This window comes from Comamonas sp. MYb69 (genome assembly GCF_037479315.1).
GTDB lineage: Bacteria > Pseudomonadota > Gammaproteobacteria > Burkholderiales > Burkholderiaceae_C > Comamonas.
Genome location: NZ_JBBGZG010000011.1, coordinates 71,876 through 96,109, shown reverse-complemented (window position 1 = coordinate 96,109; position 24,234 = coordinate 71,876). Strand labels below are relative to the sequence as shown.

Below are 24,234 nucleotides of genomic sequence, written 5' to 3'. Positions count from 1 at the left end.
TGGGCCGGCCAGAGCCCCCACGCAAAAAACCCTGCGAGCGCGCCCCGGCACCATCCAGCATGGGAAAATGCCCGGCTATGTATGCACTGTTTGACGACGCTGGCAAATTTTTGGCCGGCCGTATCCTCTCCGAAGCTGAAAGCTCCGCCCAAATTGAATTGGACTCCGGAAAACGGGTCAAGGTCAAAGCAGCGAACCTGCTTCTCAAATTTGACAAGCCCACGCCTGCGGAGCTGATCGCACAGGCGCAAACCCTGTCGGCGGACATCGACCCCCAGCTGGCCTGGGAGTTTGCGCCCGAGCAGGAGTTTGGCTTTGCCGACCTGGCGCGCGACTACTTCTCGGAGAACGCCTCGATCACCGAACAGGTGGCCGCGCTCTTCACCTTGTTTGAAGCACCGCACTACTTCCGCCGCGCCGGCAAGGGCCGCTTCAAGAAGGCGCCGGCCGAGATCGTGCAGCAAGCGCTGGCCGCCATCGAGAAAAAGGCCCAGATCCAGGCCCAGATCGACGGCTGGGCGGCCGAACTCGTCAACGGTCAGTGCCCTGCGCCCGTGCAGCAGCAGCTCTACAAGATCTTATTTCGCCCGGACAAGAACGCGCCTGAGTACAAGGCCGTGGTCGAAGCCAGCCGCAAGGCGCAGCTCGCGCCGCTGGCGCTGCTGCAACAGGCCGGCGCCATCGACTCGTCCTACCAGTTCCACTGGCAGCGCTTTTTGTTTGACAACTTCCCCAAGGGCACGGGCTTCCCGGCCGTCACCGCACCGCTGCCGCCTGCCGATCTGCCGCTGGCCACGGTGGAGGCCTACTCCATCGACGATTCGGCCACGACCGAGATCGACGATGCGCTGTCGGTACAAGGCCTGGGCACCGGCCAGGTGATCGTCGGCGTGCACATTGCAGCACCTGGTCTCGCGATCGAGCCCGGCTCGGCGCTTGACCATCTGGGCCGCAGCCGCTACTCCACGGTCTACATGCCGGGCTACAAGGTCACGATGCTGCCCGATGAAGTGGTGCAGATCTACACCCTGGATGAGGGCCGCGCCAACCCGGCCGTCTCGCTCTACGTCACCTACGACGAAGCAACGCTGGAGGTGCTGAACAAGGAAACGCGCCTGGAGCGCGTACCGGTGGTTAGCAACTTCCGCTACGACAAGCTCGACCACATCGCCACCGAAGCCTGGCTGACCGACCCGGCGCTGCAGGTCGAGGACACGCCCCAGCCGCTGCTGGACAAGCGCGACGAGCTGAGCTTTCTCTACCGCCTCTCGCGCCACCTCAAGGCCGGCCGCGAAGTGGTGCGCGGCAAGCCCGAGAACTTCAACCGCCCGGACTACAACTTCCGCCTGCAAGGCAATGGCGGCCAGGTGCCCAACGGCAGCGAGACGGTGCAGATCTCCGTGCGCAAGCGCGGCGCGCCGCTCGATCTGATCGTGGCCGAGGCGGCCATCGTCGCCAACAGCAGCTGGGGCCAGCTGCTGGCCGACTATGGCGTGCCCGGCATCTACCGCAGCCAGGCCAGCCTGGCACCCGGCATCAAGGTGCGCATGTCCACCAAGGCCTTGCCGCATGCCGGCATCGGCGTCAAAAGCTATGTCTGGGCCACGTCGCCACTGCGCCGCTACACCGACCTGGTCAACCAGTGGCAGATCATCGCCTGCGCGCGCCATGGCGCCACCGCCGCGCTGGTCGCCCCATTCAAGCCCAAGGATGCGGAACTGTTCTCCATCATCAGCGGCTTTGATGCCGCCTACAGCGCCTACAACGGCTACCAGGCCGGCATGGAGCGCTACTGGACCTTGAAGTACCTGGCGCAGAACAGCATCAGTGACCTCACTGCAACAGTTATGAAGGAAGGCCCGGCAGGCAGCATGCTGGTGCGTGCAGATGAACTACCATTGGTGTTTCCGGTGCTGGGCGCGCAGAGTTTGCCGCGTGGTGCCCAGGTCCGGGTCAAGCTCGGCGAGATCGACGAGATCACGCTGGATGTGACCGGAACCGTGCTGGAGAGACTGGACGACGAACAGGCCAACCAGGCCGAGACAGAGTCGCCGGAAGATGAGGAGGAGGCTGTGGCTGGGCCCATCGCAATCGCGGTGGACATGGGCGACGGTGAGGACGCGGCGACCACAAAAACCGATTAACCCGGAACCGTGAAGTTTTTCCAATTTCTTCGATCGCTGTCCACGCTGCAACTGGCGCTGGCCGTGTCCGTGCTGGTGCACGCCGCCATCTTGAGCATCCGCTTTGTCGACCCCCAGGCCTTTGACCGGGTGTTCGAGGACACCCCGCTCGAAGTGATTCTGGTCAACGCCAAGTCCAACGACGCCCCGCCTGACAAGGCCCAGGCCGTCGCCCAGGCCAACCTGGCCGGCGGCGGCGAATCGGCCAACAGCCAGGAGCGCGCCACCAGCCCCATGCCCTACTCGGCCATCACCAACATGGGTGATGACTTTGAAGAGCGCCAGCGCCAGCTCGATGCCATGCAGACCCAGCAGATGCAGCTCTTGGCCGACCTGCGCAACCAGCTGGCCCAGTACCAGCCGCCCGATACGCGCAAGGCCAGCGCCTCGCAGGCGGAAGTCGAGCAGGAAGAAAAGCACCAGCAGCTGCTCAAGATGCTCGCCGAGATCGAAAAGCGCATCCACGAAGAAAACGCCCGCCCCAAGAAGCGCTACATCAGCCCCGCCACGCGCGAAGAGGTGTTCGCCATCTACTACGACCAGCTGCGCCGCAAGGTCGAGGACCGGGGCACCAGCAACTTCCCCGAAGCCGGTGGCCGCAAGCTCTATGGCGAGCTGGTGATGATCATGACCGTCAACCACGACGGCCGGGTGCTGGGCACCGAGGTCTACAAAAGCTCGGGCAACCAGCAGCTCGACCGCCGGGCCGAGGCCATTGCCGTCAGCAGCGGCCCCTTTGGCCACTTTGGCCCGGCGCTGCGCGCCAAGGCCGACCAGATTGCCGTCGTCTCCAAATTCCGCTTCACCCGCGAGCAGACATTGGAAACGGCCAATTTGCAGTAAAGTGGCAGGCGCTTGAGCGCCATGCTGGCGGGCCCCCTTGCGCCGCCACCGGATGCCCAGCGCATGCCCTTTTTTCTGCCATGCGCGGCCAGCGCCTTCACCGCGCAGCCGCTACGGCCCAGGCCCTTACGACCATGCCCCTTCCAGACCGCTATTGCGTGATGGGCAACCCGATTGCCCACAGCCGCTCACCCCGCATCCACACGCTGTTTGCGCAGCTGACCGACCAGGCGCTGGTCTATGAGGCCGAGCTGGTGGCGCTGGACGGTTTTGATGCGGCCCTGCGCCAGCTGGTTCAGGCCGGCACCCGGGGCATGAATGTGACCGTTCCCTTCAAGCTCGACGCCGCGCGCCTGGCCGACAGCCGCAGCGAGCGCGTGCTGCGTGCGGGCGCGGCCAACACCCTGGTGGTGGGCGCCGATGGCCGCATCCACGCCGACAACACCGATGGCCTGGGCCTGGTGGCCGATATCGTGCGCAATGCGGGGGTGGCGCTCGCCGGCCAGCGCGTGCTGCTGCTGGGTGCCGGCGGCGCCGCTGCCGGCGCGCTGGCACCGCTCATGGCCCAGGCACCGGCGCTGCTCGTGGTCTGCAACCGCACCCATGCCAAGGCCCAGGATCTGGTGGACCAGCATGCCGACCTGGCCCAGGGCTCGGCCACCCAGTTGCTGGCGCTGGAAGCGGGCACACTCGAAGGCCCCTTCGATGTGGTGATCAACGCCACCGCCAGCAGCCTGCAAGGCGCGGCCATCCCGGTGCCCGGCGCGCTGCTGCGCCCCGGCGCACTGGCCTACGACATGATGTACGGCCCCGCCGCCCAGCCCTTTTTGCAGTGGGCCGCGCAGCATGGCGCCCAGGGCCGCGATGGCCTGGGCATGCTGGTCGAGCAAGCGGCCGAGGCCTTTGCGCTGTGGCGCGGCGTGCGCCCCCCCTCCCAGCCGGTGCTGGCGCAGCTGCGCAGCGAACTGGCCGCCCACTGAGCGCAGGCGCCGATGGTCCCCAGCCTTCTCCCCGCCTTAGCCCGCAGGACCCGCCGATGAAAGCGATTGTGCGCTGGATCGGCTGGGCACTGCTGCTGGGCATCGCGCTGCAGCTGTTCTTTGTCGCCCGCATTGCGATGATGGCCCGCGTGGACCCGGCCTCCACCGCCTTTGAGCGCAGCGAAGCATGGCGCCAGCTGCGCCAGGACGGGCGCTTGCACTGGCGCCAGCAATGGCAGCCCTTGTCGCAGATATCGGTCAACCTGCAGCGCGCGGTGATCGCCTCCGAGGACGACGACTTTGTCAACCACGATGGCGTGCTCTGGGATGCGATTGAAAAGGCCCGCGCGCGCAATGCCAAGGCCATCGAGCGCGCCGAGCAGCGCCGGGAAAAGGCCCTGGCCCGCGCCCAGGCCCAGGCCGAGCGGCGGGGTGAGGCCTTTGACCCCAGCGCGGTGCAAGCCGGCCCGCCGGCCAGGATCATGGGTGGCTCCACCATCACCCAGCAGCTGGCCAAGAACCTGCTGCTGTCGTCGGAGCGCAGCCTGCTGCGCAAAGGCCAGGAGCTGCTGCTGACCTACACCCTGGAGTTCCTGCTGAGCAAGCAGCGCATTCTGGAGCTGTACCTCAACCATGCCGAATGGGGAGACGGCGTGTTTGGCGCCGAGGCCGCCGCCCAGCGCTACTTTGGCAAACCCGCCGCCCAGCTGAGCGCCTATGAAGCGGCGCGCCTGGCCGTCATGCTCCCCAACCCCAAGGGTGCCGACAAGAACCCCAACTCCGCCTACCTGAACCGCCGCAGCGCCACCATCGCGGCCCGCATGCGCTATGCTGAGCTTCCCTGACAGGCGCCTGCGCCCCCACCCCATTTGAGACGCATGAGAATCCTTGGCATCGACCCTGGCTTGCAGACCACCGGCTTTGGCGTCATCGACGTCGATGGCCAGCGCCTGTCCTATGTGGCCAGCGGCACCATCCGCACCACCACGCTGAACCTGGGCGACCTGCCCGGCCGCTTGAAGATGATCTTTGACGGTATCTGCGAAGTCAGCCAGCGCTACCAGCCCGACATGGCCTCGGTGGAAATCGTGTTCGTCAACGTCAACCCCCAGTCCACCCTGCTGCTGGGCCAGGCCCGGGGCTGCGCGCTGACGGCGCTGGTGTCGCAGAACCTGCCGGTTGCCGAGTACACCGCGCTGCAGATGAAAAAAGCCGTGGTCGGCCATGGGCGCGCTGCCAAGAACCAGATCCAGGAGATGGTGCGCCGCCTGCTGCAGCTGCCTGGCCTGCCCGGCACCGATGCAGCCGATGCGCTGGGCCTGGCGATCACCCATGCCCATGCGGGCCTGGCGATGGCGCGCATGGCCGAGGCCAGCCCCTTGCAACGCCGCCAGCACGCAATGTACAAGGCCGGGCGCAGCTACTAGGCAAGCACCCACCGGGTGCCTCTGCGGCCTGGTGAACCACCCCGCCCGCAGCGCGCAGGCAAAAAAAAACCTGTGCATCGCTAGCGTGCACAGGTCTGGCCGGCTACAGGCTCCTTATGCGTGGATCCGTGCGCTCCGTGAAGCAGCGCTCGGCATAAGGTGCAACCACCAAAGTAAGCTTTGGAGCGTGGCGCCACACAAAGGTTCGTTGTGGGCACCATGCAAACCCTCAATTATCGCGACTTCGCGGCGGCTCAATAACCATTGATGACAATATTGGCGATCAGGCCGGTGCCAATGGCGATAAGCAGGTAGTCACCGCCATACTGGATCCACTGGTAGCCCCGGGGTGGGGCGCTGAGGCGGTGGCCGCGCCAGTCGCCCACCACATAGCTGTAGCCACGGTAGGGTGCGGGCACATAGCCGCCCCGGTACCAGTCATTGCGCGGGCCGATGCCACGGCCCCGGTCTGGCACGACCACGACACGGGGAGGTGGACGGTGGTCATGGCGGTAGTCACGGCGCTGCTGCTCGCGGTAGCGGCGGTCCCGCTCGCGTTCACGCTCCCAGCGGCGGTGGTCGGCATGGTCGCGCCGGTCATCGCGCTGGTAATGGCGGTCACCATGGCGTCCATCGGGCTGGGCCTGTGCAGGCGCGCTAAAAGCCAGGGCGCCGGCCAATGCCAGGGCCAGGCTGCCCATGCCGGCCAGACGGATAAAACGGCTTCGGTGCTTGTTCATGACGGAATCCTTTCTGATGAACCAGCAGTTGCTGGTGCGAGCGGCAAGCATGCCCCCATGCAGATTTAACGCCTGTCGGCGCGCCATCGTTTACCCAAGGCCGGTGCTGCGCACCGGTATGTGTCATTTGTAAAGTTGGGAAGGAGGCGGAAAAACCGCGTGGGCAGAGGGCTGGGGCCGGTGTTGGCCCGCCCGGGGCAAGCCTGGGTTTACCGCACTTTACCTGTCGCGCGGCCTGCCTAAGGCCAGTCTGGCTCAGACCATGCGGCCGACAAAGAGCACCGCAAAGAAGGCCAGGCCCGCGACCACGGTCCATTTGACCAGCAGCAGGGACCACTGGCGGTAGCGGCGCTGGCCGGTGCCCAGGTAAAAGCAAAAGCTGAGGGCCGCCATCAGCACCAGCAGCATGAAGATCCAGCGGAACAGCAGCATCCCGGGCGCGGCCTTACCAGGCGAGGGCCGACTGTGCAAAGCCCTGCGGGGCTTCGCGCACATGGTCAAAGGTGACGATATCCCAGGCATCCTGGCGCTGCATCAGCTCGCGCAGCAGCAGGTTGTTGAGGCCATGGCCCGAGCGGAACGCGCTGTAGGCGGCCAGCAAGGGATAGCCCACGATGTAGAGGTCACCGATGGCATCGAGGATCTTGTGTTTGACGAACTCGTCGTCATAGCGCAAGCCGTCGCTGTTGAGCACCTTGTAGTCGTCCATGACGATGGCGTTGTCCAGACCACCACCCAATGCCAGGCCGTTGGAGCGCAGCATTTCCACATCCTTGGTGAAGCCAAAGGTGCGGGCGCGGGCGATATCGCGGCTGTAGTTGCCGATGCCCAGGTCGAACTCATAGGTCTGGCCGGTGGAATCCACCGCCGGGTGCGAGAAGTCGATCTCGAAACGCAGCTTGTAGCCATGGTAGGGGTCCAGGCGCGCCCACTTTTGCGCAGCGCCCTCGCCCTGGCGGATTTCGACCGGCTTGGTCAGGCGCAAAAAGCGCTTGGGCGCGTTTTGCAGCTCAATGCCGGCGCTCTGCAGCAAAAACACAAAGGAGGCCGACGATCCGTCGAGAATCGGGATTTCCTCGGCTGTCACGTCGATATAGAGGTTGTCGATGCCCAGGCCCGCGCAGGCCGACATCACATGCTCCACCGTATGGATGCGCACATCACCCTTGCCCAGGGTCGAGGCCATGCGGGTGTCCACCACCGCTTCGGCGTTGACGGGGATATCGACCGGCTCGGGCAGGTCCACCCGGCGAAACACAATGCCCGTATTGGGTTGTGCAGGGCGCAAGGTGAGCTCGACCCGCTGGCCGCTGTGCAGGCCCACGCCCACGGCACGGGTTAAAGACTTGATGGTTCGTTGCTGGAGCATAACTCGTTGATTTTACGCCGTACGCCCGCTTGGGACGCGCAAAAATGCCAATCACCCAGATAGTGCAAGCCTTGTAGGACAAACACTTGCCTTGCCGGCCAATCTGTGCACAAAGCCGCTACCCCCGTGCTTGCACGGACAGCGGACGGGACAACGAACAACCACGCAGCCCTCTAATAACAACGCGCTGAACCCCCGAAAGGTTTCAGCGCGTTGTCTTCAAAGTCCGGTCCATCCCAGAGGCTGGACTGGCTTCAACGAAAGCCCCGCAAGGCGATCAGTCCGCCTGCTTGCGCAGGAAGGCGGGGATCTCCAGGTCTTCCATGCCGCTCGAAGACATCGCATCGACGCGAGCCGAAGCCGCATTGCGGCCGGTGCGCCAGACCGAGGGGGTCTTCTTGTCGGCAAAGTCGTTGGCAAAGGCATTGCCCATGGGCACCGCATTTTGCACACCCAGACCCGAGACGGTGCTGTTGACCGACTGGGGCGTGTAGGCGATGTCGTCGGTACCGGTACGCAGACCTGCACTGCCCTGGATCACCGAGATGGGCTGGCGCTTGGCCACGGGACGGGACAGGCCGGTGGCCAGCACGGTCACGCGGATCTCGTCGCCCAGGGTTTCGTCGTAAGCCGCGCCGAAGATGACATGCGACTCTGGCGAGGCGTAGGCATTGATGGTGCTCATGGCCTGGCGCGATTCGGCCAGCTTGAGGCTGCCCTTGGTCGCGGTGACCAGCACCAGGATGCCCTTGGCGCCCGACAGATCGATGCCTTCCAGCAGCGGGCAAGCGACGGCTTGTTCCGCAGCGATGCGTGCACGGTCCGGGCCGCTGGCCGTTGCCGTACCCATCATCGCCTTGCCGGGCTCGCTCATCACGGTCTTCACGTCGGCAAAGTCGACGTTGATGTAGCCGTGGTCGTTGATGATCTCGGAGATGCCGCCCACGGCGTTCTTCAGCACATCGTTGGCATGGGCGAAGGCCTGGTCCTGGGTGATGTCGTCGCCCAGCACGTCGAGCAGCTTCTCGTTGAGCACCACGATCAGCGAGTCGACATTCGCTTCGAGCTCGCTCAAGCCGCCGTCGGCATTCGACATGCGGCGCTTGCCTTCCCATTCGAAGGGCTTGGTCACCACGCCCACGGTCAGGATGCCCATTTCCTTGGCGACGCGAGCGATCACGGGGGCAGCGCCGGTGCCGGTACCACCGCCCATGCCGGCGGTGATGAACAGCATGTGCGAGCCCACGATCGCAGCGCGGATGTCCTCGATCGCGGATTCGGCAGCCTCGCGGCCGTTCTCAGGCTTGCTGCCCGCGCCCAGGCCGGTCTCTCCCAGCTGGATCACGCGGTGGGCATGGCAACGCTCCAGCGCTTGCGCATCGGTGTTGGCCGAAATGAATTCGACACCTTGCACGCTGTTGGCGATCATGTGCTCGACCGCATTGCCACCACCGCCACCGACGCCGATCACCTTGATCTGGGTGCCTTGGTTGAATGTGTTGCCTTCATACATTTCGATGGTCATTGCCTGCTCCTCTCGCTCTCGCGTCAACATGAGAAAAATGGGTTACGAATAATTCACTCTTTAATGAACAATGGATTGCTGGTGGCCCTTTAGGTCTCCAAGGGTCATACCCTTTGAGCCTTGAAGGGCTGCTTTGCGCCAGCCAACAAGTGGTGTCATGCATGGTTAAAAGTTCCCCACAATAAAGTCCTTCAAACGCCCAAATGCCGATTTCACCGAACCGGACTTCTGGGCCACCTTGTAGCCACGCATGCGGGCCATGCGGGCCTCTTCCAGCAGGCCCATGACGGTGGCAGCACGGGGCTGCGCAACCATCTCGGCCAGGGTGCCGGAATACTTGGGAATGCCGCGTCGCACGGGCTTGAGGAAGATGTCTTCCCCCAGCTCCACCATGCCCGGCATCACCGCGCTGCCGCCCGTCAGCACAATGCCCGACGACAGCACCTCCTCATAACCAGACTCGCGGATGACTTGCTGCACCAGCGAGAAAATTTCTTCGACGCGTGGCTCGATCACGCCGGCCAGCGCTTGCTTGCTCAACAGGCGCGGGCCCCGGTCACCCAGACCGGGCACATCGACCTGCGTGTCCGGATCGGCCAGCAGCTGCTTGGCGCAGCCGCTCTCGACCTTGATATCCTCGGCGTCCTTGGTCGGCGTGCGCAGCGCCATCGCGATGTCGCTGGTGATCAGGTCACCAGCAATCGGGATCACCGCCGTGTGGCGGATCGCGCCACCGGTGAAGATCGACACATCGGTGGTGCCCGCGCCGATATCGACCACGCACACGCCCAGCTCACGTTCGTCATCGGTCAGCACCGCCTGGCTGGAGGCGAGCGGGTTGAGCAGCAGCTGCTCGACTTCCAGCCCGCAGCGGCGCACGCATTTGATGATGTTCTCGGCCGCGCTTTGTGCCCCGGTCACGATATGGATCTTGGACTCCAGGCGCAGACCGCTCATGCCGATGGGCTCGCGCACATCCTGGCCGTCGATCGCAAACTCCTGGGGCTCGACCAGCAGCAGGCGCTGGTCCGACGGGATGTTGATCGCCTTGGCAGTGTCCAGCACGCGCGCCACATCGGCGGCAGAGACTTCCTTGTCCTTGACCGCCACCATGCCGCTGGAGTTGATGCCGCGGATATGGCTGCCGGTGATGCCGGTGTAGACGCGCTGGATGTTCAGGTCGGCCATCAGCTCGGCCTCCTTGAGCGCCTGCTGGATGCTCTGCACCGTCGCATCGATGTTCACCACCACACCGCGCTTGAGCCCGTTGCTGGGCGCCACACCCAGCCCTGCCAGCTTGAGCTCGCCATTGCCCAGCACCTCGGCGACGACCACCATGATCTTGGCGGTGCCGATGTCCAGGCCGACGACCACGTCTTTGCTATCTCGCGCCATAGTCAGTAGCCCTCGCTGATCAAGTGATTGGTATGGTTCATGTTTCGCATCTCTGTGTTTTATTTTTTGACTGGCGCCCGGCCCGCTGCCGAGGTGCCCGTGGTCACCCCTTGCATGCGCACCGCATAGCCCCCGGCATGGCGCAGATCCGCCGACGTCAGCGATGCCACGCTGCGTCTGTAGGTACCGGTGACTTCAGGCAAAGATTCAACAAATTTACGTACCCGCTCGCTCAGGACATCCTCCCGGCCCTGGCCCATCTCGATGACTGCGCCCGACTGCAAGGTGGCCTTCCAGCTGCCGCTGTTCGACTCGGCCAGCGCCACCAGCGCGTTGTCGAGCTTGGCGTAGATGGGCGCGAGCGCGCGGAACATGGCCAGCACCTCTTGCGAGCGCCCAGCCGGGCCCGACAGGTGCGGCAGGTGCAGCAGATCGGGGTCGGCCGAGTCGCCTTCAAACATCTGGCCTTCGCTGTTGAGCAGGCGGGACTCGCCCTCCGCGCCCCAGATCGCCGTGGCATCCTGCTCGGTGATCGTCACCGCCAAGGTGCTGGGGAACTCGCGCTTGATGCGCGCCTGGCGCACCCAGGGCGCCTGCTCGAAGATCCGGCGCGTCTCATCGAGGTCCATCGTGAAGAAGTTGCCCTTGAGCGACGGCATCACATTGGCCTGCAGCGACACGGCGCTGTTGTGTTCGAGCTCGCCCTGCACCACGATTCGCGCAATGCTCAGCGCCGGATGGTGGATGGCCCAGCGCACCCCAGCCAGCACCAGCAACGCGCCGCAGCCGAGGAACAATGCCGTGGCCAGCATGTTCATCAGCTTGACGTCGAAGGGGACTGGCATGGTCTGCTCCATGGATCTCATCTCCTTGTCTTAGAGCTCCGCACCCTGGGCCGCATCGCTCGATGCATTGGCCAGCAGGTGCAAACACAGGTCTTCATAGCTCATGCCGGTGGCACGGGCGGCCATCGGCACCAGCGAATGGCTGGTCATGCCCGGCGAGGTATTGATCTCCAGCAGGAAGAGCTGCTGGTCCGAAGCCCGCACCATCACATCGGCACGCGACCAGCCCCGGCAGCCCAGGGTGCGGAAGGCCTTTTCCGCCAGGTCGCGGATCGCCGCTTCCATCTCGCCAGGCAGCTCGCTGGGGCAGAAATACTGGGTGGTGTCGGTGAAGTACTTGTTCTGGTAGTCGTAGTTGCCTTCGGGCGCGACGATCTTGATCACCGGCAGCGCCTTGGCGCTGCTGCCCTGGCCCAGCACGGCACACGTCGTTTCCATGCCCTCGATGAACTGCTCGCACAGCACTTCGGGGTCGTAGCGGGAGGCCAGCGCATAGGCCTGGGCGCATTCTTCGGGGCTGCTGATCTTGGACAGGCCAATGGTCGAGCCCTCGCGTGCAGGCTTGACGATCATTGGCGCGCCCAGTGCGGCCAGCGCATCGCGCGTGTCCTGCTCGCTGGCGGCCATGCGCCACTCAGGGGTGGACAGGCCTTCAAAGCGCCAGATGCGCTTGGTCATGATCTTGTCCATCGCGATGCTCGAGGCCATCACGCCCGGGCCGGTGTAGGGAATGCCCAGCAGCTCCAGCGCGCCTTGCACCGTGCCGTCTTCGCCATGGCGGCCATGCAGCGCGATGAAGCAGCGCGCAAAGCCTTGCTTGCGCAGCTCGCCCAGGTCCTGCTGCGAGGGGTCAAACGCATGCGCATCCACCCCCTTGGACTGCAGCGCAGCGAGCACGCCCTTGCCGGACATCAGCGACACCTCGCGCTCTGCCGAGCTCCCGCCCATCAGCACCGCGACCTTGCCCAAGGCCTTCACATCAATATTGTTCATGGTTTCACTCATACCGCGCTCCCCTGCGGCGCTACACGCTCTTGCCCACCCGCCAATGCCATCACCTTGGCAGCCACCGCACCAATCGATCCCGCGCCCATGCACAGCAGCACGTCGCCGTCCTGCGCCTGGTCCAGAATCTGCTGGGGCAGGCTGCTGATCTGCTCGACAAACACCGGCTCCACCTTGCCAGCCACACGCACCGCGCGGGCCAGCGCACGGCTGTCGGCCGCCACGATGGGCGTCTCACCAGCGGCATACACCTCGGCCAGCAGCACCGCATCGGCGCCGCCCAGCACCTGGACAAAGTCTTCAAAGCAATCCCGCGTGCGGGTATAGCGGTGCGGCTGGAAGGCCAGCACCAGCCGGCGGCCTGGAAACGCGCCGCGCGCGGCCGCAATGGTGGCAGCCATTTCGACAGGGTGATGTCCGTAATCGTCAATAACCGTCAACTCGCCGCCGTTGGGCAGCTGGGCCTGGCCATAACGCTGAAAACGGCGCCCCACGCCCTTGAAGCCTTGCAGCGCCCGCTGCAGCGCTGCGTCATCGATGCCGATGGCAGCCGCCACACCGACCACGGCCAGCGCATTGAGCACGTTGTGCTCGCCAGGCAGGTTCAGCACCACCTCCAGATCGGGCAAGGGCTGGGCCAGGCGGCGCTGCACGGTAAAGCGCATCTGGCCGTTGTCGGCCTGCAGGTTCACAGCGCGGATCTGGGCGTTCTCGCCCAGGCCGTAGGTCGTGACCTTGCAGGCCACGCGCTCGATGATGTCGCCAACGGCCGGGCTGTCGATGCAGACCACCGCATTGCCATAAAAGGGCATGCGGTTCAAAAAATCGACAAAGGCCGTCTTGAGCCGGCCAAAGTCATGGCCATAGGTGTCCATGTGGTCGGCATCGATGTTCGTGACCACCGCCATCACCGGCAGCAGGTTCAGGAACGAGGCATCGGATTCGTCCGCCTCGACCACGATGTACTCACCACTGCCCAGGCGTGCATTGGCGCCGGCGCTGTTGAGCTTGCCGCCAATGACAAAGGTCGGGTCCAGGCCGGCCTCGGCCAGCACGCTGGTCACCAGGCTGGTGGTGGTCGTCTTGCCATGGGTGCCGGCAATGGCGATGCCCTTGCGCAGGCGCATCAGCTCAGCGAGCATCAGCGCGCGCGGCACCACCGGAATGCCCATGGCCCGGGCGGCCACCACTTCGGGGTTGTCGGCCTGCACCGCCGTCGATGTCACCACCGCCTGGGCCTGGGCGATATGCGCCGCATCATGGCCCACAAAGGTGGTGATACCGGCATCGCGCAGATGCGCCATGGTGCTGCTGTCCGACAGGTCCGAGCCCGAGACCATATAGCCCAGGTTGTGCAGCACTTCGGCAATGCCGCTCATGCCGGCACCGCCGATACCTACAAAATGAATGCGTTGGATGGCGTGTTTCATCGTGCCACCTCCACGCAGGCATCCGCCACTGCTTGGGCGGCTTCCAATTTCTGCATTTTCTTTGCCTTTTGGGCCATGTCCACCAGGCCCGTCCGCTGCATATTCTCTAGCATCTGAGCCAGGTTTTCCGGGGTCAAAACGCTTTGTTGCACCAACCAGCCGGCGCCGGCATCCACCAGAAAGCGCGCATTGGCCGTCTGGTGGTCATCCACCGCCGCTGGAAACGGCACAAACACCGCCGCAGCGCCCACGGCGGCCAGCTCGGTCACCGTGCTGGCGCCTGCGCGGCAGACAATGACATCGGCATCCGCATAGGCCTTGGCCGCATCGTCGATAAAGGGGGTGAGGCTGGCTTGCACACCAGCGGCTGCGTAATTGGCCTGCAGTGCATCGATCTGCTTGGCGCCGCTTTGGTGCGTGACCACCGGGCGGGTCTCGGGTGCCATCCGCGCCAGCGCCTTAGGGACCACCTCGTTCAAGGCCTTGGCGCCCAGGCTGCCGCCCACCACCAGCAGCTGCAGCGGACCACTGCGGCCAGCAAAGCGCTCAGCAGGTTCTGGCTGCTGCAGGAACTCGGCGCGCAGCGGATTGCCCACCCACTGGCCGCCGTCAATCGCATGGGGGAAGGCGCTGAACACGCGCTGGGCCATGCGGGCCAGCAGCTTGTTGGCCATGCCCGGCACCGAGTTCTGCTCATGCAGCACGATGGGCACACCGGCCAGCTTGGCCGCCAGGCCGCCGGGCACGGTGATGTAGCCGCCCATGCCCACAACCACATCGGGGCGGACCTTGCGCAGCACGGCACGCGCCTGCTGCAAGGCCTTCAACAAGCGCAGCGGCAGGCCGACCAGGGACATGAGCCCCTTGCCACGCACGCCCGAGAACGCCACCCGCTCCAGCGCAAAGCCCTGGGGGGGTACCAGGCGCTCTTCCATGCTGTCGGGCGCGCCCAGCCAGTGCACGGTCCAGCCACGGCTGCGCAGCTCCTGGGCCACGGCCAGGCCGGGGAAAATATGGCCGCCGGTGCCGCCCGCCATGATCAGTGCCGTCTTGCCGCTCATGATCGCGCCCCCCCGGCACCCATGGCCTTGTTTTCGCAATCGATGCGCAGCACGATGGCAATCGCCACCAGGTTCATCAAGATCGCCGAGCCGCCGAAACTCATCAGCGGCAGGGTCAGGCCCTTGGTGGGCAAGGCGCCCAGGTTCACACCGGCATTGATGAAGGTCTGAAAGCCCAGCCAGATCGCAATGCCCTGCGCCACCAGGCCGGAGAAGATGCGGTCCATGCGGATCGCCTGGCGGCCGATCTCGACAATGCGGCGGATCATGAAGAAGAACAGACCCAAGAGCGCAATGATGCCCACCAGGCCCAGCTCCTCGCCGATCACCGCCAGCAAGAAGTCGGTGTGCGCCTCGGGCAGCCAGTGCAGCTTCTCGACGCTGCCACCCAGGCCCACGCCAAAGATCTCGCCCCGGCCAATCGCAATCAGCGAATGCGAGAGCTGGTAGCCCTTGCCCAGCGCATGCTTTTCGCTCCAGGGATCGAGGTAGGCAAAAATCCGTTCGCGCCGCCATTCGGAGGTCATCACGATCAGCGCAAAGGCGGCCACCAGCACCAGCGCGATCAGGAAGAACATGCGGGCATTGACGCCGCCCAGGAACAGGATACCCATGGCGATCACGGCGATCACCATGAAGGCGCCCATGTCGGGCTCGGCCAGCAGCAGCGCGCCGACGATACCCACGGCCAGCCCCATCGGCAGCACGGCGCGGAAGAAGCGCTCCTTGACCTCCATCTTGCGCACCATGTAATCGGCGGCATACATGATGACCGCGATCTTGGCCAACTCGGAGGGCTGGAAGTTCATGATGCCCAGCGACAGCCAGCGGCGCGCGCCGTTGACCACCGTGCCCACATGCGGGATCAGCACCGCAATCAGCAGCAGGATCGAGGCAATGAACAGCCAGGGCGCCCAGTGCTCCCAGACCTTCATCGGGATCTGGAAGGTGAGCACCGCCGCCACAAAGCCCAGCCCCACACTCATCAGGTGGCGCTGGAAGAAGTAGTAATGCGCGATCTTGCCGAAGCGCGGGTTGTCCGGCATCGCGATCGAGGCCGAGAACACCATGACGATGCCCCAGGACAGAATGGCCACCACCAGCCAGATGAGCACCTGGTCGGCACCAAAGATATTGGTGGTGTTCGATGGCGTCTGGCGGTACTCATTGCCACCCACGCGCACCGGCAGGATATCCACAGGCTTTTCCCCGGCCGGCTTGAACCAGCCCGAGAACCTGCTGCGCAGTCCGGTATCGGCGCTCATGGCTGCACCTCCAGGCTGGTACCGCGCTCTTCGGCCAGCGCCGCAACGGCCTGGCAGAAGACTTCGGCGCGGTGGCCGTAGTTTTGGAACATGTCAAAGCTGGCGCAGGCCGGCGACATCAGCACCGCGTCGCCTGCGACCGCCTTCTGGCTGGCCAGCAGCACGGCATCGTCCATGCTGGCTGCGTGCAACATCGGCACACCGGTGTCGGCCAGTGCGGCTTCGATCAGCGGCGCATCGCGGCCGATCAGCACCACGGCGCGCGCATAGCGCAGCACGGGCGCTGCCAGCGGCGAGAAGTCCTGGCCCTTGCCCTCACCGCCCAGGATCAGCACGATGCGGCGCTCGGCACCCAGGCCCATCAGCGCGGCCACTGTGGCGCCCACATTGGTGCCCTTGCTGTCGTCAAAATATTCCACATCGCTGACGATGCCGATGGGCTCGACCCGGTGGCGCTCGCCCCGGTACTCGCGCAGGCCAAACAGCATTGGGGCGAAACCGGCACCTGCCGCATGGCCCAGCGCCAGCGCGGCCAGCGCATTCATCGCGTTGTGGCGGCCCCGGATGCGCAGCGCATCGGCGGGCATCAGCCGCTGCAGGAACACATCGTCTGCGGCTGTCTGGTTGCGCTTGTTGCTGGCGCTGTTGCCATCGTCCTGCGCACGCACCAGCCAGGCCATGCCGTTGACCACGTCCAGGCCATAGTCACCCACTTGCGTGGGCAGATCCAGACCAAAGCTGATGTGGGGGCGCAGCTGGGGGCGCTGCAGCTTGACGCGCACGGGCGGCGGCAGCATGGCCATCACGGCCGGGTCGTCGCGGTTGAGCACCATCAGCGCATCGCTGCCAAAAATCTTGGCCTTGGCGCCTGCATAGGCCTCCATGCTGCCATGCCAGTCCAGGTGGTCCTGGCTGATATTGAGCACGGTCGCTGCCGTCGGGTTGAAGGCATGCGCATCTTCGAGCTGGAAGCTCGACAGCTCCAGCACCCAGGCCTGGGGCAGGCTCTGGGCATCGATGTGCTGCGACAGCGTATCGAGCAGGCTGGGGCCGATATTGCCGGCCACGGCCGTGGTCATGCCGGCATGCGCGAGCAATTGCCCCGTGAGCGACGTGACCGTGGTCTTGCCATTCGTGCCCGTGATCGCCAGCACCTTGGGCGCATAGCCATGGGCCTGGGCCAGCGACTGCAGGGCCAGGCTGAAAAGATCCAGCTCGCCGCTGACCGGCAAGCCAATGGCGCGCGCCGCATCAACGACGGGGGCTACGGTTTCGGGGCTCAGTCCGGGCGAGCGGTAGACCACACGCACCGGCTGGCCATCGACCAGCGCAGCGGACAACACACCGGCGACAAAACGCACCTCCGGCAGCTCGCTGCGCAGCTGCGCCAAATGGGATGGCGCATCGCGCGTATCCGCAACCGTCACCTGGGCGCCGCAACGCACACACCAGCGCGCCATCGCCAGGCCCGAGATACCCAAACCCAGCACCAGCACCTGCTGGCCTTGCAGCGGATGCTCTTGCCCCTGCGGCCACTGGGCCGGCACCGGGGCATAGACCACCTCGGCCTCCTGGGGCTGTACATCCACCGCGGTCACCTCGCTGCTGGCAGCGTCCGACACGCCAGGATCGGCAAAGATCTGCGCGACAAAGGCCGCCGCATCCTTGGCGGCCGTCAGGGTCGACACATCGGGCACCGGGGCCATGTCCACTGCCGAGGCGTCGGCAACGGGGGGCACTTCAGCATCCGCAGCATCGGTAGCCACAACGGCTGCTTCGTCCGCAGCCGCGTCCACGGGGGCTTCATCTTCAGCCAAGGGCTGTGCCAGCACTTGCGCATCGGCGCCAGGCGCTGCCACCTCAGGCTGCAACGCGGCAGGCTGCGCCAGCTCAGCCGCAGCCACCGGCACTACCGCTGGCGCCAGGGGCGCAGCTGCGGCTTCTGCCAAAGGGTCAAGGGGGTGGAGGTGCTCGGTTGACATGGTGCTCACCGCAGCTTCAAGGTAGACAGACCGATCAGACACAGCAGCATCGTGATGATCCAGAAACGCACAACGACCTGGGTTTCACGCCAGCCGCTCTTTTCAAAATGGTGGTGCAAGGGGGCCATCTTCAACAGGCGCCGGCCTTCGCCATAGCGCTTCTTGGTGTACTTGAACCAGACCACCTGCATCATCACCGACACGGCCTCGGCCACAAAGATGCCGCCCATGATGGCCAGCACGATCTCTTGCCGAACGATCACCGCGATCGTGCCCAGCGCGCCGCCCAGCGCCAGCGCGCCCACATCGCCCATGAAGACCTGGGCCGGGTGGGTGTTGAACCACAGGAAGGCCAGGCCCGCGCCGGTCATTGCGCAGCAGAACACCAGCAGCTCACCGGTGCCGCCAATGTGCGGGAACAGCAGGTAGCGCGAGAAATTGACGCTGCCGGTCACATAGGCGAACACGCCCAGGGCCGAGCCGACCATCACCACCGGCATGATGGCCAGGCCATCCAGACCATCGGTCAGGTTGACTGCATTGCTCGCGCCCACGATGACCAGGTAGGTCATGATCACAAAGCCCAGCACGCCCAGCGGGTAGTTCACCTGCTTGAAGAAGGGCACCATCAGGCCAGCGTTGGGCGGCAGATCCAGCGAGAAGCCCGACTGCACCCAGTTGACGAACAGGCTCCAGACCTCGGCATTGGTGTTTTCCGAGATGCAGAACACCAGGGCCAGCGCGGAGGCCAGGCCCAGCACCGACTGCCAGAAATACTTTTCGCGCGAGCGCATGCCTTCGGGGTCCTTGTTGACCACCTTGCGCCAGTCATCGACCCAGCCAATGGCACCAAAGCCCCAGGTGACGATCAGCACGATCCAGACAAAGCGGTTGGACAGGTCAAACCACAGCACGGTCGAGATGGTGATCGCCAGCAGGATCAGCACGCCGCCCATCGTGGGGGTGCCGCTCTTGCTCAAATGGCTTTGCATCGCATAGCCCCGGATGGGCTGGCCGATCTTCAGCGCCGACAAGGTGCGGATGACCTTGGGGCCAGCCACCAAGCCGATCACCAGCGCCGTCATCGCCGCCATCACCGCGCGGAAGGTCAGGTACTGGAAGATGCGCAAAAAGCCGAACTCGGGCGAGAGGCTTTGCAACCAGCTGGCGAGCACAATCAGCATGCGGCCTCCTCATGGGCGTTCAGGCCCTTGTCTGCGCACGACTGCATCGCCTGCACCACTTGCTCCATCTTCATGAACCGCGAACCTTTGACCAACACACTGCCCAACTGAGGCATCAACTTGCACACCGCATCCTGCAAGGCAGGCATGCTCTCGAAATGCTGAGCACCCGCACCAAAGGCCTCGGCGGCCGACTGGCTTTGGGCACCCAAAGTAAACAACTGGGCGATGCCATGCTGCCTGGCCAGCGCACCGGCCTCGGCATGGAACTGGGGCCCTTGGTCACCCACCTCGCCCATATCACCCAGCACCAAGAGCTGGGCCGCAGGCAGCTCGGCCAGCACCTCGATCGCGGCTTGCACCGAATCCGGGTTGGCGTTGTAGCTGTCATCGACCACCGTCAGGCTGCGGCCGGCGATGGGCAGGGCCAGCGCGCGCGAACGGCCCTTGACCGGCTCGAACGCCGACAGGCCCTGGGCAATCGCAGCCAGCGGCACACCGGCGGCATGGGCGCAAGCAGCGGCGGCCAAGGCATTGCGCACGTTGTGGCGGCCAGCAATCTGCAGCACCACGGGCGCAGCGCCACCGGGCAGGTGCAGCTGCAAATGCCAGGCACCCTCTTGCCACCGCACATCGCTGGCATAGGCCTGGGCACCATCGGCCTGTTCGCCGAACAGGCAGGTCGCCCGGCCGGCAGCCAGTGCTTGCCACAAGGGGGTGTAGGTATCGCCAGCAGGGAACACCGCCACGCCATCGGCCGGCAGCGCGGCGAGCACGCTGCCGTTTTCGCGGGCCACGGCTTCCACCGTGTGCATGAACTCCTGGTGCTCGCGCTGCGCGTTGTTGACCAGGGCCACCTGGGGCTGCGCCATCGCGGCGAGCACGGCGATTTCGCCAGGGTGGTTCATACCCAGCTCGACCACGGCAGCGCGGTGCGCAGCCGTCAGGCCCAGCAGGGTCAACGGCACGCCGATCTCGTTGTTCAGGTTGCCACGCGTGGCCCAGGCCGCATCACCCGCATGGGCGCGCAGGATCGAGGCCAGCATCTGGGTCACCGTGGTCTTGCCATTGCTGCCCGTCACCGCAATCAGCGGCAGCGGGAACTGCGCACGCCAGCCCGTGGCCAGTGCGCCCAGCGCCGCCAGGGTATCGGGCACCACAATGCCGGGCAGGCCAGCCTCGGCCGGGTCGGCATGGCACAGCGCGGCCGCTGCACCTGCCGCCTGGGCCTGGGCCAGAAACTGGTTGGCATCAAAGCGCTCACCCTTGAGCGCCACAAACAAATCGCCCGCCTGCAGGCTGCGCGAGTCCGAGTGGACGCGCAGCAGCGGCACAGCACCATCCCCCACCAGCCGGGCCTGGGGGACAAGGGGCTCAATGAAGCCCAGCGCCTGCTGCAGGGTCATCATGCTCATAGTTGTTCTTTCCGCTTGGCCAGCGCAGCATGGGCCTGCGCGGCATCGAGAAAGGGCAGCTTCACGCCAGCCACTTCCTGGTAATCCTCATGGCCCTTGCCGGCCAGCAGCACCACATCCTGGCTGGACGCGCGCAGCAGCACCTCTTCGATGGCGGCCGCGCGGTCGGCCTGTACATGCCAATGCGCACTGGGCGTCATACCGCGCAGAATGTCGTCGATGATGGCCTGGGGCTGCTCGCCGCGCGGGTTGTCGCTGGTCACGACCACCTCGTCGGCACCGGCCTGGGCAATGCGGCCCATCAGCGGGCGCTTGCCGGCATCGCGGTTGCCACCACAGCCAAACACGCACCACAGCTGGCCGCCGCGCTGTACAGCCAGCGGGCGCAGCGCCTGCAAGGCCTTGTCCAGCGCATCGGGGGTGTGGGCGTAATCGATGGCCACCAGCGGCGCACCGGCCTGGCTGACCTGCTCCATGCGTCCGGGCACTGCCGCCAGCACCGCACAGGCTTGTGCAGCCTGCTGCAAGCTCGCTCCCAGCACGCGCAGGCTGGCCATCACCTGCAGCAGGTTAAGCACGTTGTACTGGCCAATCACCTGGCTGTGCAGGGTCACGGCAGCGGCTTCGGCGCCCGCCTCTACAACCTCGAACACCAGGCCACGTTCGCCCGCGCGGATGGCCTGGGCCGACAGACGGGCCTGGCTGGGCTTATCCACGGAGACGGTCCACAGATCCAGCGCGCCACCGGCCAAGGATGCCGCCAGTGCCGCGCCGCGGGCGTCGTCCAGGTTGACCACAGCCGATTGAAGGCCGGACCAGTGGAACAGTGCCTCCTTGGCGGCCCAGTAGGCGTCCATGCTGCCGTGGTAGTCCAGGTGGTCCTGGGTGAAATTCGTGAAGATGGCCAGCCGGATGCGGGTGCCGGCCAGGCGGTGCTCGGCAATGCCGATGGACGAGGCCTCGATCGCGCAAGCGCCATAGCCGGCATCGGCAAAGCTGCGGAAAGCGCGTTGCAGCAGCACCGGATCGGGGGTGGTCATGCCGGTCACATCGAGCTGGTGCGGCGGAATGCCCACGCCCAGGGTACCGACCATGGCGCAGCCCCGGTGCGGCAGCACACCGGCTTCGCACAGATGGCTCACCGCCTGGGCCAGCCACCAGCTGATGCTGGTCTTGCCATTGGTGCCGGTGACAGCCAGCACATCGAGCTGCTCGCTGGGCTGGCCAAACCAGGCGCTGGCCATCGGGCCGGTGGCAGCCTTCAAATCGGCCATCGCAGCAACGGGCATGCCCTGCAGATCAAATTGTTCCAGGCCAGCCTGCTCGACCAGGCAGGCGGCCGCGCCGCGCTGCACGGCCTGGGCCACATAGGCCCGGCCGTCGTTGACGCCGCCGGGCCAGGCAATAAAGGCGTCGCCCGCTTGCACCTGGCGGCTGTCGGTGTGCAGGGTGCCGCCACGTACACGCTCGCGCAGCCACTCAACGGCGGCGGCGGTGCTGTGCACCGTGGTCACGGTGGTGGTGTTGTGGGTGGTGGTGCTCATAGCGGCTCCTCCACATCGTTGGCCACGATCTGCGGCTTGACCGACATATCGGGCTGCACGCCCATCAGGCGCAGGGTCTGCTGCACCACTTCGCTGAACACCGGGCCAGCGACGGTACCGCCATAAAAGCTGCCCTGGCTGGGCTCGTCGACCATCACGGCCACGATGATGCGCGGGTTCTCGATCGGTGCAATGCCGGTGAACCAGGCGCGGTACTTGCCTGCGGCATAGCCCCGGCCCTGCTGCTTGCGGGCCGTACCCGACTTGCCGCCGATGGAGTAGCCCACGGTCTGCGCCTTCTGGCCGGTACCACCGGGGCCGGCAGCCATCCACAGCATGTGGCGCACCAGCTCGGCGGTCTTCTTCGAGAACACCGGCGTGCCCGCAGGACGGCCCGTGCGCTTGAGCATGGTCGCCGGGATCACATTGCCGTCGTTCGAGAACACGGTGTAGGAGCGCGCCATCTGGAACAGCGAAGCCGACAGGCCGTAGCCGTAGGAGATGGTGGCCTGCTCGACCGGCTTCCAGGTCTTCCAGGGACGCAGGCGGCCACTGGCCGCGCCCGGGAAGGCGATCTGGGGCTTTTGCCCATAACCCAGCGCCGAGTGCACATTCCACATCTCTTGGGGCGTCATCTTCTGCGCCACCTTGAGCGCGCCCACGTTGGAGGACTTCTGGATCACGCCATCCACCGTCAAGGCCCCGTAGTTGTGGGTGTCACTGATCGTGAAGCCGCCGATCGCGTAGCGTCCGGGGGTGGTGTCGATGATCGTGGTGTTCTTGACCCGGCCCAGCTCCAGGGCCGTGCCCACGGTGATGGGCTTCATCGTCGAGCCGGGCTCAAAGGTGTCGGTGATGGCGCGGTTGCGCAGCTGCTCGCCGGTCAGGCGCGAGCGGTTGTTCGGGTCATAGCTGGGGTAGTTGGCCAGCGCCAGCACTTCGCCGGTGTGGGCATCCATCACCACCACGCTGCCGGCCTTGGCCTTGAAGGCGGCCACCTGGTCGCGCAGCTTCTGGTAGGCAAAGAACTGCACCTTGCTGTCGATGGACAGCTGGATGTCCTGGCCCTCTTGCGGCGGCGTCTCCACGCCGACGCCTTCGACGATGCGGCCCAGGCGGTCCTTGATCACGCGGCGCGAGCCGGCCTTGCCGCCCAGCTCGGTGTTGAAGGCCAGCTCCATGCCTTCCTGGCCCTGGTCTTCCACATTGGTAAAGCCCACGACGTGGGCTGCGGATTCACCTTCGGGGTACTGGCGCTTGTATTCCTTGCGCAGGTAGATGCCCTTGACATCCAGCGCCTTGATCTTCTGCCCGATATCCCAATCGAGCTGCCGCTTGATCCAGACAAAGGACTTGTCCTCATCGGCCAGCTTGGCATCGAGTTGCGCCAGCGGCATGCCCATCAGCTTGGCGATCTCGCCAATCTTGGCCTTGATCGCCGGATCGGCCTGGTCCACATCTTCGGGAATCGCCCAGATGCTGGCAGCGGGCACGCTGGAGGCCAGAATCAGGCCATTGCGGTCGAGGATGCGGCCCCGGTTGGCCGGCAGCTCGATCGTACGGGCAAAGCGCACTTCGCCCTGGCGCAGAAAGAAATCGTTGCCGATGACCTGCACATAGGCGGCGCGGCCAATCAGGCCGGTAAAGGCCAGCGCCAGGCCAATCATGATGAAGCGGCTGCGCCACATCGGCGTGCGCTCGGCCAGCAGCGGGCTGGTGGAGTAGCGCATGTCCTTGCTCATGGTGCCACGCCTCCGGTGCCCGGCTCGGGCACATAGACGGTGACGGCCGGCGTCGCCGTCTGCATGCCCCATTTGTCGCGCGCGAGCTGCTCTAGGCGCAGCGGCGTGGCCTGGGCGCGCTTTTCCACCTGCAGGCGCTGGTGGTCCGTCTCCAGCTGGCGCGACTCGGCCAGTGCGCGGTCGAGTTCGGTGAACAGCTTGCGCGATTCATACTGCGACTGCACCAGCGCCATCGCGCTGAGGATCGTCACCATGAGCAGCAGAATGTTCAGGCGCAGCAGCACAGCCACCCCCTGTTG

The 24,234-nt window shown here is 65.4% G+C and carries 21 protein-coding genes; 5 read left to right on the top strand and 16 right to left on the bottom strand.

Features of this window, described 5'->3' with window-relative positions; genetic code table 11:
* Positions 1 to 77 precede the first annotated feature (77 nt).
* The 5 genes from WH303_RS15995 (at position 78) to ruvC (ending at position 5,433) form a co-directional block, all read left to right on the top strand.
* A complete protein-coding gene (locus tag WH303_RS15995; RefSeq protein ID WP_339519720.1) occupies positions 78 to 2,144 on the top strand; it encodes a ribonuclease catalytic domain-containing protein in 2,067 nt (688 codons plus the stop codon).
* Positions 2,145 to 2,153: 9 nt separating this feature from the next.
* Complete coding sequence (locus tag WH303_RS15990) at positions 2,154 to 3,026, top strand: energy transducer TonB (protein ID WP_339519719.1); 873 nt, start codon at positions 2,154 to 2,156, stop codon at positions 3,024 to 3,026.
* 134 nt (positions 3,027 to 3,160) lie between these two features.
* Positions 3,161 to 4,006, top strand: a complete 846-nt coding sequence (gene aroE, locus WH303_RS15985) for a shikimate dehydrogenase (RefSeq protein ID WP_339519717.1) — start codon at positions 3,161 to 3,163, stop codon at positions 4,004 to 4,006.
* A 56-nt stretch (positions 4,007 to 4,062) separates the two neighbouring features.
* The gene (locus WH303_RS15980; RefSeq protein ID WP_339519716.1) at positions 4,063 to 4,851 is read left to right on the top strand and encodes a transglycosylase domain-containing protein; all 789 of its coding nucleotides are present in this window, start codon (positions 4,063 to 4,065) and stop codon (positions 4,849 to 4,851) included.
* A 33-nt stretch (positions 4,852 to 4,884) separates the two neighbouring features.
* Positions 4,885 to 5,433: a crossover junction endodeoxyribonuclease RuvC gene (gene ruvC, locus WH303_RS15975; RefSeq protein WP_182343568.1), complete on the top strand. Its 549-nt coding sequence runs from the start codon at positions 4,885 to 4,887 to the stop codon at positions 5,431 to 5,433.
* A 254-nt stretch (positions 5,434 to 5,687) separates the two neighbouring features.
* On the opposite strand, the gene WH303_RS15970 is transcribed toward ruvC, so the two are convergent.
* From WH303_RS15970 to ftsL, 16 genes are all read right to left on the bottom strand, one after another.
* Positions 5,688 to 6,173 carry an RcnB family protein gene (locus tag WH303_RS15970; RefSeq protein WP_339519714.1) on the bottom strand — a complete coding sequence of 162 codons (486 nt, stop codon included), beginning with the start codon at positions 6,171 to 6,173 and terminating at the stop codon, positions 5,688 to 5,690.
* A gap of 255 nt (positions 6,174 to 6,428) precedes the next feature.
* A complete protein-coding gene (locus WH303_RS15965; protein WP_021026173.1) occupies positions 6,429 to 6,605 on the bottom strand; it encodes a hypothetical protein in 177 nt (58 codons plus the stop codon).
* 13 nt (positions 6,606 to 6,618) lie between these two features.
* A complete protein-coding gene (gene lpxC, locus WH303_RS15960; RefSeq protein WP_021026172.1) occupies positions 6,619 to 7,542 on the bottom strand; it encodes a UDP-3-O-acyl-N-acetylglucosamine deacetylase in 924 nt (307 codons plus the stop codon).
* Positions 7,543 to 7,819: 277 nt separating this feature from the next.
* Positions 7,820 to 9,067: a cell division protein FtsZ gene (gene ftsZ / locus WH303_RS15955; protein WP_339519711.1), complete on the bottom strand. Its 1,248-nt coding sequence runs from the start codon at positions 9,065 to 9,067 to the stop codon at positions 7,820 to 7,822.
* A 165-nt stretch (positions 9,068 to 9,232) separates the two neighbouring features.
* A complete protein-coding gene (gene ftsA, locus WH303_RS15950) occupies positions 9,233 to 10,462 on the bottom strand; it encodes a cell division protein FtsA (protein WP_021026170.1) in 1,230 nt (409 codons plus the stop codon).
* A gap of 59 nt (positions 10,463 to 10,521) precedes the next feature.
* Positions 10,522 to 11,307, bottom strand: coding sequence for a cell division protein FtsQ/DivIB (locus WH303_RS15945; RefSeq protein ID WP_232539438.1), 786 nt, complete (start codon positions 11,305 to 11,307; stop codon positions 10,522 to 10,524).
* Positions 11,308 to 11,337: 30 nt separating this feature from the next.
* The gene (locus WH303_RS15940; protein WP_445228296.1) at positions 11,338 to 12,312 is read right to left on the bottom strand and encodes a D-alanine--D-alanine ligase; all 975 of its coding nucleotides are present in this window, start codon (positions 12,310 to 12,312) and stop codon (positions 11,338 to 11,340) included.
* Positions 12,309 to 13,742, bottom strand: coding sequence for a UDP-N-acetylmuramate--L-alanine ligase (gene murC / locus WH303_RS15935; protein WP_339519708.1), 1,434 nt, complete (start codon positions 13,740 to 13,742; stop codon positions 12,309 to 12,311). The genes WH303_RS15940 and murC overlap by 4 nt, the downstream gene beginning before the upstream one ends.
* Positions 13,739 to 14,803, bottom strand: a complete 1,065-nt coding sequence (murG, locus tag WH303_RS15930) for an undecaprenyldiphospho-muramoylpentapeptide beta-N-acetylglucosaminyltransferase (RefSeq protein WP_339519707.1) — start codon at positions 14,801 to 14,803, stop codon at positions 13,739 to 13,741. The genes murC and murG overlap by 4 nt, the downstream gene beginning before the upstream one ends.
* Positions 14,800 to 16,068 (bottom strand): putative lipid II flippase FtsW, encoded by a 1,269-nt coding sequence (gene ftsW / locus WH303_RS15925; protein WP_021026165.1) that lies wholly within the window; start codon positions 16,066 to 16,068, stop codon positions 14,800 to 14,802. Before ftsW ends, murG begins: the two co-directional genes overlap by 4 nt.
* On the bottom strand, positions 16,065 to 18,050 hold the full coding sequence (murD, locus tag WH303_RS15920) for a UDP-N-acetylmuramoyl-L-alanine--D-glutamate ligase (RefSeq protein ID WP_445228295.1): 1,986 nt from the start codon (positions 18,048 to 18,050) through the stop codon (positions 16,065 to 16,067). Before murD ends, ftsW begins: the two co-directional genes overlap by 4 nt.
* A 5-nt stretch (positions 18,051 to 18,055) precedes the next feature.
* Positions 18,056 to 19,234 carry a phospho-N-acetylmuramoyl-pentapeptide-transferase gene (mraY, locus tag WH303_RS15915; RefSeq protein ID WP_339519706.1) on the bottom strand — a complete coding sequence of 393 codons (1,179 nt, stop codon included), beginning with the start codon at positions 19,232 to 19,234 and terminating at the stop codon, positions 18,056 to 18,058.
* On the bottom strand, positions 19,228 to 20,643 hold the full coding sequence (locus WH303_RS15910; protein ID WP_339519837.1) for a UDP-N-acetylmuramoyl-tripeptide--D-alanyl-D-alanine ligase: 1,416 nt from the start codon (positions 20,641 to 20,643) through the stop codon (positions 19,228 to 19,230). Before WH303_RS15910 ends, mraY begins: the two co-directional genes overlap by 7 nt.
* A 2-nt stretch (positions 20,644 to 20,645) precedes the next feature.
* Positions 20,646 to 22,193 (bottom strand): UDP-N-acetylmuramoyl-L-alanyl-D-glutamate--2,6-diaminopimelate ligase, encoded by a 1,548-nt coding sequence (locus tag WH303_RS15905; protein ID WP_339519705.1) that lies wholly within the window; start codon positions 22,191 to 22,193, stop codon positions 20,646 to 20,648.
* Positions 22,190 to 23,935 (bottom strand): peptidoglycan D,D-transpeptidase FtsI family protein, encoded by a 1,746-nt coding sequence (locus tag WH303_RS15900; RefSeq protein ID WP_021026160.1) that lies wholly within the window; start codon positions 23,933 to 23,935, stop codon positions 22,190 to 22,192. Before WH303_RS15900 ends, WH303_RS15905 begins: the two co-directional genes overlap by 4 nt.
* On the bottom strand, positions 23,932 to 24,216 hold the full coding sequence (ftsL, locus tag WH303_RS15895; protein ID WP_027010728.1) for a cell division protein FtsL: 285 nt from the start codon (positions 24,214 to 24,216) through the stop codon (positions 23,932 to 23,934). The genes WH303_RS15900 and ftsL overlap by 4 nt, the downstream gene beginning before the upstream one ends.
* Positions 24,217 to 24,234: the final 18 nt, after the last annotated feature.

What these genes read in the sequence shown, in the direction of transcription:
- WH303_RS15995 (WP_339519720.1), top strand. Translation starts at nt 78, where the DNA reads ATGTATGCACTGTTTGACGACGCTGGCAAATTTTTGGCCGGCCGTATC.
- aroE (WP_339519717.1), top strand. Translation starts at nt 3,161, where the DNA reads ATGCCCCTTCCAGACCGCTATTGCGTGATGGGCAACCCGATTGCCCAC.
- WH303_RS15980 (WP_339519716.1), top strand. Translation starts at nt 4,063, where the DNA reads ATGAAAGCGATTGTGCGCTGGATCGGCTGGGCACTGCTGCTGGGCATC.
- ruvC (WP_182343568.1), top strand. Translation starts at nt 4,885, where the DNA reads ATGAGAATCCTTGGCATCGACCCTGGCTTGCAGACCACCGGCTTTGGC.
- WH303_RS15970 (WP_339519714.1), bottom strand. Translation starts at nt 6,173, where the DNA reads ATGAACAAGCACCGAAGCCGTTTTATCCGTCTGGCCGGCATGGGCAGC.
- WH303_RS15965 (WP_021026173.1), bottom strand. Translation starts at nt 6,605, where the DNA reads ATGCTGCTGTTCCGCTGGATCTTCATGCTGCTGGTGCTGATGGCGGCC.
- lpxC (WP_021026172.1), bottom strand. Translation starts at nt 7,542, where the DNA reads ATGCTCCAGCAACGAACCATCAAGTCTTTAACCCGTGCCGTGGGCGTG.
- ftsZ (WP_339519711.1), bottom strand. Translation starts at nt 9,067, where the DNA reads ATGACCATCGAAATGTATGAAGGCAACACATTCAACCAAGGCACCCAG.
- ftsA (WP_021026170.1), bottom strand. Translation starts at nt 10,462, where the DNA reads ATGGCGCGAGATAGCAAAGACGTGGTCGTCGGCCTGGACATCGGCACC.
- WH303_RS15945 (WP_232539438.1), bottom strand. Translation starts at nt 11,307, where the DNA reads ATGCCAGTCCCCTTCGACGTCAAGCTGATGAACATGCTGGCCACGGCA.
- WH303_RS15940 (WP_445228296.1), bottom strand. Translation starts at nt 12,312, where the DNA reads ATGAGTGAAACCATGAACAATATTGATGTGAAGGCCTTGGGCAAGGTC.
- murC (WP_339519708.1), bottom strand. Translation starts at nt 13,742, where the DNA reads ATGAAACACGCCATCCAACGCATTCATTTTGTAGGTATCGGCGGTGCC.
- murG (WP_339519707.1), bottom strand. Translation starts at nt 14,803, where the DNA reads ATGAGCGGCAAGACGGCACTGATCATGGCGGGCGGCACCGGCGGCCAT.
- ftsW (WP_021026165.1), bottom strand. Translation starts at nt 16,068, where the DNA reads ATGAGCGCCGATACCGGACTGCGCAGCAGGTTCTCGGGCTGGTTCAAG.
- murD (WP_445228295.1), bottom strand. Translation starts at nt 18,050, where the DNA reads ATGTCAACCGAGCACCTCCACCCCCTTGACCCTTTGGCAGAAGCCGCA.
- mraY (WP_339519706.1), bottom strand. Translation starts at nt 19,234, where the DNA reads ATGCTGATTGTGCTCGCCAGCTGGTTGCAAAGCCTCTCGCCCGAGTTC.
- WH303_RS15910 (WP_339519837.1), bottom strand. Translation starts at nt 20,643, where the DNA reads ATGATGACCCTGCAGCAGGCGCTGGGCTTCATTGAGCCCCTTGTCCCC.
- WH303_RS15905 (WP_339519705.1), bottom strand. Translation starts at nt 22,193, where the DNA reads ATGAGCACCACCACCCACAACACCACCACCGTGACCACGGTGCACAGC.
- WH303_RS15900 (WP_021026160.1), bottom strand. Translation starts at nt 23,935, where the DNA reads ATGAGCAAGGACATGCGCTACTCCACCAGCCCGCTGCTGGCCGAGCGC.